This is a genomic window from Vibrio sp. 10N.239.312.C11 (genome assembly GCF_041466065.1).
Lineage (GTDB): Bacteria > Pseudomonadota > Gammaproteobacteria > Enterobacterales > Vibrionaceae > Vibrio > Vibrio tasmaniensis_A.
The window spans coordinates 14,139-28,984 of record NZ_JBFSRZ010000019.1 but is presented as its reverse complement, the minus strand read 5'-3'; the positions used below and the strand labels follow the sequence as shown (position 1 = coordinate 28,984).

The window sequence follows — 14,846 nt, the reverse complement described above, 5'->3', positions numbered from 1 at the left end:
AAAACATAATACAAAAATGCCCGCTATTAGTGCGGGCAATATAACGACGGTTTATTCTACCAGATGAGCATTCAATATTGAGTGACCGAGGTTGTAGTTTCGTACGGCGTAAGCAAAAAACCACCTCTTTTCAAGCCACTCGACTCCATTACTTAGCTGCTTTTTCTCGTACATCAGTTAGCTTAGATGCGATACGATTCACGCCTTCATGAGCGAAGATTTCGTCCAAGTTCATTGATAGTTTACGACGCCAGTTAGGGTACTCATCGACCGTACCAGGGATGTTAACGGGCTTATCCATCTCTAGCCAATCTTCCAACTGAACACTCAGGAGTGTTGAGCCACCAGCCGCAACGTGCAACTGAAGCGCTTCAGCAAGATAAGAATCCATCGGCACTTGACTTGCATCACGCCCAACACCTTCAGGTAGGAAGCCGTGCCATGCCACTGAGTCTAAGATACCTTGCTTGCACTCCAAGCGGTTATCGAACAAAGTTTCTAGCTGTTGTGCGTCTGGGTATAAACCAATCTCTTGACCCATTTTCAAGTCATCACAGTGCCAGAAGCCGCGAAGCGTTGGCATATCGTGAGTACACAGTGCTGCCATCGATTGTGACGCGTAGTGCTTCGGAGAAATAAAACCACCGTCATTTTCTGATGTTTCGAAGAAGAAGACTTTGTAAGAATGCACGCCAGCATCAGCAAGGATGTCTACGATTTCATCCGGTACCGTGCCTAAGTCTTCACCGATAACGCTGCATTGGTAACGGTGAGATTCAAGCGCCAGAATAGACAGCATGTCTTGCACTGGGTAGTAGATGTACGCACCTTTCGTTGCGTTCTCACCCTTTGGAATCCACCACAAACGCAGCAGACCTAAAACATGGTCAATACGCAATGCACCACAGTGCTTCATGTTGGCACGAAGTAGTTTGATGTAAGCGTCGTAGCCGGTTTCTTGAAGTACTTCTGGGTTTAGTGGCGGTAAGCCCCAGTTTTGGCCTAGAGGACCAAGAATATCCGGTGGAGCACCAATGCTCGCATCCATCACTAGGTTGCCTTCATCAGCCCATGTCTCGCTGCCTGAATCTGCAACGCCTACCGCTAAGTCACGGTACAGTCCAACCGCCATGCCTTTCTCTTCAGCAAGAGACTGTGCATCGTTGATTTGGCAATCGGCTAACCATTGTAGGTACATATAGAGATGCACTTGATCTAGGTTATCTTTGATGTATTTCTGGGTCGCAGGGCTTTCAAATGTACGGAATTTCTCTGGGAATACAGGCCAGCCCCACATACCTGAATCTTCAGCATGCAGTTCACCGTGCAGAGCATCAAACGCGGCTTGATGCATCAGGCTTTCACCGCCCTCTTCAACGAACGCTAAGAACGCTTGTGCGCGGTCGCTGTTTTTGTCTAGATGACGAGTCTTAAATTCTGCGAATAGCAGAGGTAAGATGCTCATCTTCAGCTCAGACACTTCAGTGTAATTCACCCAGTGCGCTTCACGAGCTTTCTGTAGGCGCTGCTGGAACTCGGCGCTGCCTACCGTTTGTTGCGCTTCCGCGCTTAATGCGAACTCAGGAACTGAACTCACATCAATGTATAAGACGTTCAACCAACGACGTGAAGACGGGCTGTATGGGCTAGCACCTTCCGGGTTCGCAGGGAACAGTGAGTGAATTGGGTTTAGACCAACAAAGTCACCACCGCGAGACGCGATATCCGAAACAAGCTGTTTTAGGTCACCGAAATCACCAATACCCCAGTTGTGCTGAGTTCTTAGCGTGTACAGTTGAACACTTGGTCCCCAAAGCTTTTTGCCTTGCTCAATGGGTGACTGCTTGAAGCACGCTTTTGGCGTAATAATCAACGTCATCTCGTAAGGTTTCTTACGGCGCTTACGACTCACAATGAGCTTGTGATAACCCCATGCCAAATCACTTGGCAATGCAAACACTAAAGGGCCACCCTCGGCACGCTCGTCACGAACGACTTGAGATTGAAGATAGCCTTCAAGTACCTCTCCTTGCTCGGTTTCTAAGCGCCAGCTGAACTCACTTTCACGAGCACTCACACCCAGATTGAGTGTCACTTCTACTGGCTCACCGTCACGCAAGACAAGAACCGGGTCTAGTACATCTTTTCTGTGCTTTCTTTCTGCAGATTTAAGCAGTGCATCATCGCTGCTTGTATCGTAGCCCAATGAAGCCAATAGAGACGTAATCGTCTCTTCTGATACTTGTGCTTCATCGCCCCACGCACTAACGTAACTATCGGCAATATTTGCCATTTCTGCGACTTGTTTTAATACGGTCTGTTCTTTCATCGCTCTCTCCGAAAACGTTCTGACGCTTTCAATTTTTGTAGGGTTGTCTATTTAATTTTTACTAATCAATTAGCTTGTGACAATCAGTTTGTAAGCATTGCTATCTGAATAAGCCGTCTATTTGCTCACAAGCTAATTGAGCCAAGGCAGAAACTGCCTTGGCTACTTTGCAACTATTAACGGTTAACCGCTTCAAGTTTCCAGATGTTGTTCACGTAGTCGCGAATTGAGCGGTCTGATGTGAACTTACCAACCAATGCCGTGTTAAGAATCGCTTTCTTAGCCCAGCCTGCTTGGTCTTTGTATTGCGTACCCATGTCTTCGTGCGCTTTCACATAAGATGCGAAGTCAGCAAGACATAGGTAAGGGTCACCACCGTCTAGTAGGCTATCAAACGTTGCACGTAGAAGACCTGGTTGACCTGGAGTGAACTCATCGCCAGTCAGTAGATCTAGAGATGCTTTCAATAGTGGGTCTGCATTGTAGTAATCGTATGGGTTGTAACCCTGAGCTTTCAGTGCAACAACACCGTCAACTTCTAGGCCGAAGATGTAGATGTTTTCATCACCAACTTCTTCACGAATCTCAACGTTTGCACCATCCATCGTACCGATAGTTAGAGCGCCGTTTAGAGCCATCTTCATGTTGCCCGTACCTGAAGCTTCTTTACCAGCTAATGAGATTTGCTGAGAAACGTCTGCTGCAGGGATGATGATTTCAGCCATGCTTACACGGTAGTCAGGGATGAATACCACTTTAAGCTTGTTACCGATGCGAGGATCGTTGTTGATCTTCTCTGCAATCTTGTTAACCGCGAAGATGATTTCTTTTGCTAGGTGGTAACCCGGTGCTGCTTTCGCTGCGAAGAAACATACGCGTGGCTCACACTCGAAACCAGGTTCGTTAAGAATACGGTGGTACAGAGACAGAATGTGTAGCAAATCTAGGTGCTGACGCTTGTATTCGTGCAGACGCTTAATTTGAACGTCGAAGATAGCGTTAGTATCTAGCTCGATACCCATATTCTCTTGAACCCAATCCGCAAGACGCTGTTTGTTTTCTTTCTTAACAGCCATAAATTCTTTTTGGAATTTCGCGTCTGTTGCAAACTTAGCGATGCCTTCTAGCTGCTCAAGTTTTGCTGGCCACTCAGAGCCAATCTTACCTGTGATTAGATTAGATAGACCTGGGTTACAGAACTTCAACCAACGACGTGGCGTGATGCCGTTCGTTACGTTAGTCAGTTTACCTGGGAAGATTTCGTTGAACTCTGGGAACAAGTCTTTCTTAACAAGTTGAGAGTGAAGTGCCGCTACACCATTTACTTTGTAAGAACCAATCACACATAGGTTTGCCATGCGAACCATGCGGTGGAAACCTTCTTGGATGATAGAAAGCTTCGCTTGTTTCTCACCGTCACCAGGCCACATCTTGCGAACTTCTTGCATGAAGCGGTGGTTGATTTCAAAAATGATTTCCATGTGACGTGGAAGAAGACGGTTGATCAGCGATTCAGACCAAGTCTCTAGCGCTTCTGGAAGTAGTGTGTGGTTCGTGTAAGCGAACGTATGTGCACTGATTTCCCATGCTTGATCCCAAGATAGACCTTTCTCGTCGATTAGGATGCGCATTAGCTCAGGAATCGCAATCGTTGGGTGCGTATCGTTCAGCTGAATCGTTTCTTGCTTAGGCAGATCTTCTAGAGAGAAACCTGCGGCTTCGTGGCGGCGTAGAATATCGCGAACTGACGCTGCTGAGTGGAAGTACTGCTGCATTAGACGCAGTGTCTTACCTTTCTCGTGGTTGTCGTTCGGGTAAAGTACTTTAGTGATGTTACCTGCATCGATTAGCGAGTGTTGCGCTTCGAAGTAATCACCGTTGTTAAAGCTTGCTAGTGAGAATGGTGCAATTGCCTGACATTCCCAAAGACGCAATGGATAAACCGTGTTTGACTCGTAACCTACGATAGGTAGATCCCAAGGCATTGCTTTTACTTCCATACCTGGAACCCAAGTACGAACTTCTTTACCGTCGATGAATTCAACTTCTACATGACCGTAAAAACCAATGTGTTGTGCTAGCTCTGGACGAGCGACTTCCCATGGGTAACCTTCAACACCACGCCATGCGTCTGGTGCTTCTTGTTGACGACCATCTTGGAAAGACTGTTTGAATAGGCCGTATTCGTAGTGAAGACCGTAGCCTACTGTTGGGTACTCTTGTGCAGCACAAGAATCCATAAAACAAGCAGCAAGACGACCAAGACCACCATTACCTAGCGATGGGTCGCGTTCTTCTTCTAGAAGGTCAGTTAGGTTTTGGCCTAGCTCTTCCATTGCATGAGTAATCTGTTCGTACAGCCCCATGCTGATCAGGTTGTTACCTGTTAGACGACCAATCAAAAACTCTAATGAAAGGTAGTTAACGCTCTTCGCGTTTTTGATTTTTTCATCATTTTCAGTTTCTAGCAGGTCAAATGTTGTCAATTCTGCTAGCGCACGCCCCATCGCTAGGTACCATGCGCGGCTATCTGCGTTTTCAATCGTTGTTGCGTAAGTTGCAGATAAATGCTTTTTAACGCTTTCTTGGAACGACACTTTATCGAAAGTTTTTTGCTGAGTTGGTTTCATTTCAGAAATCTCGCTTTTAATAGTTCTAATTCATCTGTGACATATCGTGCATGGTCACCATTAACTAAACATCCTCCCGTTAATACGACTAACTAGGAGTAGATGAGAGGGCGTAGGGGGCGTACCGATGTAAGGTTAGTGATCTGACTCTCATGTTCTAACTTCGAACAAAAAGTTGGAGTGACTAAGATCACAAGCTCCCGTTCGATAACTTAACGTTAATTGATGTGAGTTTTATTTAACCGGAATAAACTGATTAGCAAATCTGAGTTTGAGATCACGAAATTATTTTCCATATCTCATCTTTTGCATAAATCTCAGTGTAAGACCGAACAAAGTCACATTCACAAACCACCACGCAACGTGAGCAAAGTCTCAAATTAAGGGCGTAGAAAGCCAAAAACATGCAAGACCGCAAGGTTTCTGAGGAGAATCATAGTCGGTGCCATTTTTCTTCACGTAACATAAGCACAGACTTAAGTAATTAGGCAGATGTGATTGGGCAACTCTTTTACGGTTTTAGAATCCCCAAAACATACGCCACGGAATAGGTGAAAAACTTCGACATGTGGATCCCTTCGAAACTGACTCGTCCCGGCCGCTTACATAATGCAATCCTACGACCTAGGGTTCTCGATCTGCTCCAGAACGCAGATTGCTATAAGCTTGTATTGTTCCGTTCTCCTGCGGGCTATGGCAAGACCACCATGGCTGCACAGTGGCTGTTAGATAAGCCGAATGTGGGTTGGTACAGCATCGATGATAGTGACAACGATGCCTTCCGTTTTATCAACTACCTACTCCAATCACTCAATAAAGCGACTCAAAATTCCTGTCCCAATGCCCAAAAACTGGCAGAGAAACGACAGTTTTCATCGCTGCATTCTTTATTGAGCGAAGTATTCGCCGAGATGTCGGACTATCATCATGAATGTTTTCTTGTTTTAGACGACTACCATTTAGTCAACAATGATGACATTCAAGAAGCAATGCGCTTTTTCCTCAAACACATGCCCGACAATCTTACGCTGGTTGTAACCAGTCGTGGTACCCCCCCCCTAGGTACGGCAAACCTTCGCGTTCGAGACTTAATGATCGAATTAGGTAATGACTCGCTGGCTTTTGATACCGAAGAGACGACGCGCTTTTTTAATCAGCGTGTTGCCGATGGTATTGATGACACAACGGCAGACAGTATTTGTACCTATGTAGAGGGTTGGCCTTCTGCACTTCAACTTATTGCGCTGCAAGCCCAACATCAAAAACGCACGCTGGCGCAGTCTGCTGAGTCCTTCTCCCACTTTAATCAAGCCCATCTTTGGGACTACTTGGTTGAAGAGGTTTTCGACCTGTTAGACAAAGAAACTCGACAGTTCTTGATGCAGTGTTCAGTGCTTGACCACTTCAACGACGAACTGGTTTGTGCGCTAACACAGCGTGAAGACGCACTGGGTATGATCGAATCATTAAATCGATTCGGTTTATTCATCTACCCGCTTGAAGGCGAAAAGAACTGGTATCGTTTCCATAACCTGTTTGGTGAATTTTTGGCACATGAGCGTCAAGCTCGAATCCCTCAACAAGAAGCAGAGTTGCACCGAAGTGCCGCGAAGGCGTGGATTAAACAAGACACACCACACCAAGCACTACGCCATGCACAGCGCGCTGAAGACCCAGAACTGATCATTCAAATACTGACAGACCACGGTTGGCCGATGTTCAACCAAGGCGAGCTTTCCTCGTTAGAGATGGCGATCAAGCAACTGACTACGGATCAACTTTACAGCGACCCTAAACTGTCCATGTTACGAGCTTGGCTAGCACAAAGTCAGCACCGCTACGAACAAGTAGGGACATTATTGGAAGAGGCTGAAACACAATATCAAGCTCGAAATATTGAACTCGATACTCAACAACAAGGGCAATACAACGCCCTGCGCGCGCAAGTTGCTATTAACAGCAATGAACCTGAAAAAGCCTTGGAATTGGCAGAGCTTTCGCTAAGTCAGCTGAACACCACCGTTTATCGTAGCCGAATTGTCGCCACGTCTGTTGTTGGTGAAGTCAATCACGTAATGGGCAACTTGAGCCGTGCACTGCCGATGATGCAGCAAACAGAAAAACTTGCACGCCAGTATCAAGTTTACCACCAAGCGCTTTGGGCAATTCTACAACAGAGCGAGATCTTAATTGCACAGGGTTACGTTCAAGCGGCATTCGAGCTGCAAGACAGTGCGTTCAAATTGATCGAAGAACACCAGCTAAAATACGTGCCTCTGCATGAATTCTTACTGCGTGTTAGAGCTCAAATATTCTGGTGTTGGAACCGATTAGATGAAGCGGAAGAGTGCTGTTACAAAGGCTTGGATATCCTTGGTCACCATTCACCAAGTAAGCACCTTCACAGCTATTCAATGCTGGCTCGTATTTCACTGAGTCGCGGTGAAATTGATAAAGCATCTAAGTTTATCGACCAAATTCAGCACCTATTGCGTCAATCGACTTACCACGTGGACTGGACGGCGAACGCTTCTCTTTCTTTGATTCTTTTTTGGCAAGTAAAAGGCAATAAAGAGGCGATACGTGATTGGTTGAATGTGGCTGTTCGACCTGAATCGGCAAGCAACCACTTCTGCCAACTGCAATGGAGAAACATCGTTCGCGCTCACATCATTCTTGAGCAGTATGAAGAAGCGGAAGAAGCGCTGACTTTCCTTAAGAGTGAAGCTCAGCGTTCACATCTGATTACAGACACCAACCGAAACTTGATCGTTGAAGCCGTGTTACGTACACAAATTAACGATGAAGACAGCGCACGCGTGCTACTTGAAGAAGCGCTTCATATGACTAACCAAACCGGTATGGTCGGCAACTTCTTAGTAGACGGCGGGACTATCGGACATATCTTGGATAAGTTGAGTAACAAGCCTGGCTTAGGTGACTTAGAACGCCATCGCGCTCAACAGATCATGAAAGATATCTCGACCACCCAACGCAGCCGCTCGGTTCACTTTGATGAAGACTTTGTCGAAAACTTAGTCAATCACCCAAACATTCCTGAACTTGTGCGCACAAGCCCACTCACCCAGCGTGAATGGCAAGTACTTGGTTTGATCTATTCAGGGTTCAGTAACGAGCAGATCGCTCAAGAACTCGATGTCGCAGGTACCACCATCAAGACTCACATCCGTAACCTTTACCAAAAACTAAACATTGCTAACCGTAAAGAAGCGATCAGCACAGCGGAGAATTTACTGCAGTTGATGGGGTACTAAACGATTCGAGATTGATTCGAGATTGATTCGAGATTGATTCGAGAAAAGCTTAAGCTAGTTGCCTATGGTGACTGGCTTTTTTTTCGTTTGGAGCATGGGGTTAATAGCAGATAGCTGATCATAAAGAGCCAAACGACAGACAAAAAAATAGCCAACCGCAATAATCGCGATTGGCTCTATATATTTGTGAACAAATCATAAGTTCACTAACAACGTCAGTTGGCTAGGTGACCCTCGGCTTAAGAAGGGTCAATGTATATAATGCAGTTAGCGTGCCAACTTTAATTCAGCCATTTTATAAGCCCTGCATCGCATAAAAACCTCTAATTCATGATGCGAATTGCAAAGTGCATTTGCATAATGCAACCAAGATGCAATATCGATAGAAAACAGGTTTCACTGCCGCCGATAATAATAAGACACCAAGCAGTTGTATTTTAAATGTAAGGCAGATGTTCACATCAACGTATTGCCTTACAATTAAAGAGGTAATAAAGCACCTCGCCAAAGGCATATTCATACTTTTTTTACACTAAAGTTTGTATACTGCACAAAATCATCCTCAACTCTATGAAGCAATGAACTACTTAAGTACTTTTTTCAAAGGCATGGCAATGGGCTCAGCAGACGTTGTTCCTGGCGTGTCGGGCGGAACCATCGCATTCATCACTGGTATCTACGATACGCTGCTAGAAAGCATTCGCAGAATTAACCCTAGCGTACTTGGCTTATGGAAACGCGAAGGCTTCAAAGCCGCGTTTAATCACATCAATGGTTTCTTCCTAATTTCACTGTTCGCGGGCGTATTCACGAGCATTACGACATTCGCAAAATTGATTTCTTGGTTATTAGTCACCCACCCTGTTCCACTGTGGTCTTTCTTCTTCGGCCTGATCTTGGTGTCGGTTTTCCATATTCTTAAGCAAGTAGAGAAACGCGATATGATTCGCTTCGTGTTTTTGCTGCTTGGCGTTGCTTTCGCTTATAGCATTACCGTGCTTAAACCGCTGCAAATGGAGCCAACCAGCATCAACGTATTGATTGCGGGTGCGATTGCTATCTGCGCGATGATTTTACCCGGTATCTCAGGAAGCTTCATTCTGCTATTAATTGGTATGTACGGCCCGGTACTTGGTGCCGTTAAAGAGTTTCAGGTCGATGTACTTGCGCTATTCCTTGCGGGCTGTGTGATCGGACTGCTGACTTTCTCACATGTACTGTCTTGGCTATTGCGCTCATTCCGCGACTTCACATTAGTATTCTTGACTGGTTTGATGATCGGTACACTGCCGAAGATTTGGCCGTGGAAAGAAACGATCAGCTGGCGTACAAACTCTAAAGGTGAGCAAGTTCCTCTGATTCAAGAAAACTTGTCACCGTTTGATTTTGAAGCCGTCACTTCTCAACCTTCACAGCTAGTAATGGCTATTGTGATGATGCTTGTAGCGATTGCTCTGGTCCTTGGGTTAGAGAAATTTGCAGAGCGCAACGCTGACTGATCATTCTATCCATTCTCAAGCGTATTCAGAACGGATAGAACTTAGAAAGACTAAGCTCATGAACCTATGACACAGACAAAAGCGAAGCCAATGGCTTCGCTTTTTTAGTTCTACCATACGCACAAAATTACTTTTTGATACAAGCACATATTGAGGGATATGATAACATCGCCGCTCTTATAAAATTAGATGAGAACACGACATGCACTCTGCATTAAAGGTTGCTGCTCTTGGGATCGCTCTCGTGGCAGGCTTTTATGGGCCGCAAGCAATTCAGCAATTTGAATCAGCGATGGAGCGAGCCTCTGCTGAGGTTAACTTAGATGATTACTGCATGCTTTCCACCACATCGTGTGAGCAAAATACAGTTACGATGACACTTGATCGCGAGACGGCTCAACCTCTGGCTCCCACCAAAATCAAAGTAGTGTGGGAAGGCGCAGCCTCTGACACATTAATGCTGTCGCTTACAGGTTTAGAGATGGAAATGGGCTCGGCACGTTTTCAATTAAAAAACATTGGCAATAATACCTATGAAGGTGATGTGATTTTACCTGTATGTACTTTAGACAAGATGACATGGATCGGTGAGCTCACTGATGGTGTCGATACTGTAAATCCGGCAATAAGGATGGCAAGATGAGTAGAAATTGGTCGTTAGCATTGGTTGTCGCTTTTGTCCTTGGCTTTGGCGTTAAAAGTTATCTTGATGGGCAAAACGAAGCTCAAAAACAACACGCGGCAAAACAACAATTCTCCGCAACAACCCTTTTCGGCAAAGATAACCAGCCAACTGAAATCTTTGACCAAACCGATGACAGAATTCGTATCGTTTATTTTGGTTTCACACGTTGCCCAGATGTGTGCCCTACTTCTCTAGCAATGTTAGCCGGAGCACTTAACCAGATTTCTGATGAAGCAAAAGCCAAGATTCGCCCGATGTTTGTTTCTCTCGATCCGGAACGTGATGCCGCTGAAGCCTCATACGAATACGCACAATACTTCCACCCAATGATGGAAGGATTAAGTGGCCCGTTAGATGTGACAACAACGCTTGCACACAACTACGGTGTTATTTTTAGAAAGACCAAGCTTGAAGGTTCAGAGTTGGAATACACCCTAGACCACAGCTCATATTTCTATTTTTTAAAACCCGATGGCACGCTGATTACCAAAGTGCCGCATACGTTAACGCCAGCGCCAATTGTTGAAGCTATTAACACATTAACGCGCTAACGTACCAAGTCATCAGCGACGAGAAACAACGTGTACAAAAATAAAGAACTTAACGAATAAAGTTCGAACAAAAAGTCAGGTCCCAGACCCAAACAAAAAATTAAGGACAACAACATGAAGTTAAAAGCACTTGCTCTAGCAGGCTTATTGCTCACTCCTCTTGCTCAAGCGAATAACGACATTATGGTTCATGACGCGTACGCGCGCGCAACCCCGCCTTCAGCAGTGAACAGCGCGGTATTCACGACTCTGATGAACCATAGCGATAAAGATCGCGCTATTGTTTCTGCAACAACACCAGCAGCAGGAAAGGTTGAACTTCATGATGTTATCGTTGATGGCGACGTAATGAAGATGCGTCAAGTTAAAGCGATCACCATCCCTGCAAATGGTAAAGCTGTACTTAAACCAGGTAGCTTACACATCATGTTGTTTGACTTAAAAAGTAGCCTAAAAGAAGGTGAACAAATCAAAATGACACTGACCTTCGCAAACGGTGAAACACTGACCTTTGATGCGCCAGTGAAGAAAGTGATGAGCGGCATGAAAAAGATGAATCACGATCATCATTAATCAAATTCACAATCGATGAAATAATTTTAGCCACGATGACTTCTCGCCATCGTGGCTTTTTGCTAAACTGAGCTCGCTTTTTATTCAAAGCCCGACCACATTAATAACCAAGGAGAATAGAAGATGATTGTAATGAAGACACTAAAGCTGGCAGTAAAAGTAACGCGTTAACTTGTTTGGTTAATCCAACTTAAATACCGATCGACCAACTTATCGTCCCCCTTTGACGACCGCACACTTTTACCCGGTTTACTATTGATCGTAAGTGATCAATTCCTGCATGCCTGTAAAGCATGACTCAATCCGGGGTCCTATCTATTTGAATTCGACCCAAACTCAAAACATTTTTGACGCTCGACGCTTTTAATCTCAGCAACGCTTTTTGGTCTCATTAACTCTTTTGGTCTCATCGACAAATTGAGATCTCACAAGACGTGATGCTCTCATAAGACTTTAATGCTCTCACAAGAAAAGAAAGCTCGCACGTCTGGGTAAATAGACATGAATTCACAAAACACATTTTCTCATCCAATGTCACTTTAACAACTTGGATGGCAACCTGTATTCCAACAACAACTGACACTCGAAGACTATGACCAATCCGTCATTGCTCGTATTACCGCGCACCATCGCAGCGGCTATACACTAGCGTCAGAACAAGGCGAAATCGTTCTCCCTATCCATCAAAACCAACCCGCAATGACGGTTGGCGACTGGGTAATCTTGAACTCTGAACTGCAATTCGGCCGTTTATTAGGCCGTCAATCACTCTTCAGCCGTAAAGCTGCAGGTAGCCGTGTCGCCGAACAATATATCTCAGCTAACATCGACACGGTTTTTATCGTGGTTTCGTTAAATAACGACTTTAATCTAAGCCGTATTGAACGCTATCTAGCGCTCGCCAACGAAGCGCAGGTTGAAGCGGTTATCGTCCTCACCAAGAAAGACTTGTGTGACGACTACGAAGATAAAGTACAACAAGTGCAAAGCTTAGATTCTATGCAGATGATCGAAGCTGTGAATAGCCTAGACCAAGACTCAACTCAAGTTTTGTCGCCTTGGTGTAAAACGGGCAAGACTGTGGCTTTAATGGGTTCATCCGGTGTGGGTAAATCTACCTTAGTCAATTCATTACTTGGTGAGGCTGAACAAGCCACAGGTGGCATTCGTGAAGACGATAGCAAAGGCCGACACACAACCACATCACGATCGCTCCACCTGCTAACATCGGGCGGCTTACTACTCGATACTCCAGGAATGCGAGAGCTACAACTTGCTGACTGCGCTGAAGGCGTGAGTGAAACCTTTTCTGATGTCGAAGAGTTAGCCATGCATTGCCGATTCTCTGATTGTCATCATGAATCAGAACCGGGGTGCAAGATACGCAAGGCGATTGAAAGTGGAGAATTGTCTGAGCGACGATTTGCTAACTATCGAAAGTTATTGCGAGAACAAGCCCGAAATGGCGCCTCGTTAGCGGAACAACGCGCCAGCAATAAGCAGCTTTCCAAGATGTACAAAACCGTACAATCAGAAGGCCGCAATCTTAAAAAAGCGTCTGACTAAGGTTTAAGGTTTAAGGTTTAAGGTTTAAGGTTAACAGCTATAAGCTGTATTGAAGATAACCTAACTTAAGATAACTTTAATTTAAGACAATGAGCCCCATCGTGTTAATCACGTGGGGCTTTTTGTTTCAATTTGATAATGGTGTGGTTATTTATGCACACAATGTTCTTTTATATAACCGTTTACATTTCTACATTTGCAGTGTTTTGAATCTATCAAATGAGAATCAGCAGATTTATAGCTCAATCAAAATACATTTATTTAACATTTAGCTCTAAAAACACCACATGGCGCAAACAATAACCCTAAAAGTAAACTATCCCTAGACACCCTCTAAGATCCCGCTAATATGACCGCCAATTCCGCTAGTGTATAGTTGGATTTGGTACAACTTCATAAAAAGATACATCACTATAATAAATTAACAATTGCAGGTATTTTATGCAAAATCACAACATGCTCGCCCGCATCGCTCGTGGAAATCTCGTTCTACAGATCCTTGCTGGTATTGTTTTCGGTGTCGTTCTCGCCATGGTTTCTCCTTCAGCAGCTCAAGATGCAGGCCTATTAGGTAGTCTGTTTGTTGGTGCTCTGAAAGCTGTTGCCCCAATTTTAGTATTCATTCTTGTTGCAGCTTCTATCGCAAACCAAAAGAAAGGTCAGCATACCCATATGCGTCCAATCATTGTGCTTTACCTGATTGGTACGTTCTCTGCTGCACTGACTGCTGTAGTACTGAGCTTCATGTTCCCAACCACTTTGACACTGGTTGCTGGCGCTGAAGGTGCTAACCCTCCTCAAGGTATTGCAGAAGTTCTTCATACGCTTCTATTCAAGCTTGTAGACAACCCAGTTAGCGCACTAATGAACGCGAACTACATCGGTATTCTAGCTTGGGCCATCGGTCTTGGTCTTGCACTGCACCACGCATCTGCAACAACCAAAGCGGTTTTCGAAGACCTAAGCCACAGTGTTTCACACATTGTTCGCTTCATTATTCGTCTTGCGCCATTCGGTATCTTCGGTCTTGTTTCTGCTACATTCGCAACAACAGGCTTCGATGCACTGGCAAGCTACGGTCAACTACTAGCAGTACTACTAAGCTCAATGCTGATCATCGCACTTGTGGTTAACCCACTGCTTGTATTTATTAAAACAAAACAAAACCCATACCCACTTGTACTGCAATGTATTCGTGAATCTGGTGTAACGGCATTCTTCACTCGTTCAAGCGCTGCAAACATCCCAGTGAACATGAACCTTTGTAAGAAGTTAAAGCTAGACGAAGATACTTACTCTGTATCGATTCCTCTGGGCGCAACGATCAACATGGCAGGCGCTGCAATCACCATCACTGTGTTAACGCTTGCTGCTGTACACACTATGGGTATTGAGATTGATATCTTCACTGCGATTCTACTAAGCCTTGTTGCTGCAGTTTCAGCATGTGGCGCATCGGGTGTTGCTGGCGGTTCACTACTGCTTATCCCGCTAGCGTGTGGCCTATTCGGTATTTCAAACGATGTAGCGATGCAGGTTGTAGCGGTTGGTTTCATTATCGGTGTGATTCAAGATTCAGCTGAAACGGCGCTTAACAGCTCAACAGACGTAGTGTTCACTGCGGCTGTATGTAAAGCCGAGCAAAACAAAGAGCAATAAGCCTTTAGCTGCTCTGAACCTAAACAGTTCTAAGCTCTAAGCTCTAAAAAGCAAATCGTACATAAACAAAAAGGGAAGC

9 protein-coding genes are annotated in these 14,846 nt (G+C 44.9%); 7 read left to right on the top strand and 2 right to left on the bottom strand.

Going from position 1 to position 14,846, the window contains the following annotated elements:
* Positions 1-148: 148 nt before the first annotated feature.
* Both malQ and AB6D07_RS10415 read right to left on the bottom strand, forming a co-directional pair.
* A complete protein-coding gene (malQ, locus tag AB6D07_RS10420; RefSeq protein ID WP_017096249.1) occupies positions 149-2,329 on the bottom strand; it encodes a 4-alpha-glucanotransferase in 2,181 nt (726 codons plus the stop codon).
* A gap of 176 nt (positions 2,330-2,505) precedes the next feature.
* Positions 2,506-4,959 (bottom strand): glycogen/starch/alpha-glucan phosphorylase, encoded by a 2,454-nt coding sequence (locus tag AB6D07_RS10415; protein WP_009845842.1) that lies wholly within the window; start codon positions 4,957-4,959, stop codon positions 2,506-2,508.
* A 566-nt stretch (positions 4,960-5,525) separates the two neighbouring features.
* On the opposite strand from AB6D07_RS10415, the gene malT reads away from it, so the two are divergent.
* The 7 genes from malT to sstT all read left to right on the top strand — a co-directional run bounded on the left by malT (position 5,526) and on the right by sstT (position 14,767).
* Positions 5,526-8,234, top strand: a complete 2,709-nt coding sequence (gene malT / locus AB6D07_RS10410) for an HTH-type transcriptional regulator MalT (protein ID WP_029223176.1) — start codon at positions 5,526-5,528, stop codon at positions 8,232-8,234.
* 578 nt (positions 8,235-8,812) lie between these two features.
* Positions 8,813-9,733 (top strand): DUF368 domain-containing protein, encoded by a 921-nt coding sequence (locus AB6D07_RS10405; protein WP_032499237.1) that lies wholly within the window; start codon positions 8,813-8,815, stop codon positions 9,731-9,733.
* Positions 9,734-9,935: 202 nt separating this feature from the next.
* On the top strand, positions 9,936-10,376 hold the full coding sequence (locus AB6D07_RS10400; protein WP_009845845.1) for a hypothetical protein: 441 nt from the start codon (positions 9,936-9,938) through the stop codon (positions 10,374-10,376).
* A complete protein-coding gene (locus AB6D07_RS10395) occupies positions 10,373-10,969 on the top strand; it encodes an SCO family protein (protein WP_012600175.1) in 597 nt (198 codons plus the stop codon). The genes AB6D07_RS10400 and AB6D07_RS10395 overlap by 4 nt, the downstream gene beginning before the upstream one ends.
* Positions 10,970-11,083: 114 nt before the next feature.
* Positions 11,084-11,542, top strand: a complete 459-nt coding sequence (locus AB6D07_RS10390; RefSeq protein WP_017104297.1) for a copper chaperone PCu(A)C — start codon at positions 11,084-11,086, stop codon at positions 11,540-11,542.
* A 576-nt stretch (positions 11,543-12,118) separates the two neighbouring features.
* Positions 12,119-13,108, top strand: a complete 990-nt coding sequence (gene rsgA, locus AB6D07_RS10385) for a ribosome small subunit-dependent GTPase A (protein ID WP_241810812.1) — start codon at positions 12,119-12,121, stop codon at positions 13,106-13,108.
* A 441-nt stretch (positions 13,109-13,549) separates the two neighbouring features.
* Positions 13,550-14,767: a serine/threonine transporter SstT gene (gene sstT / locus AB6D07_RS10380; protein ID WP_009845849.1), complete on the top strand. Its 1,218-nt coding sequence runs from the start codon at positions 13,550-13,552 to the stop codon at positions 14,765-14,767.
* Positions 14,768-14,846: the final 79 nt, after the last annotated feature.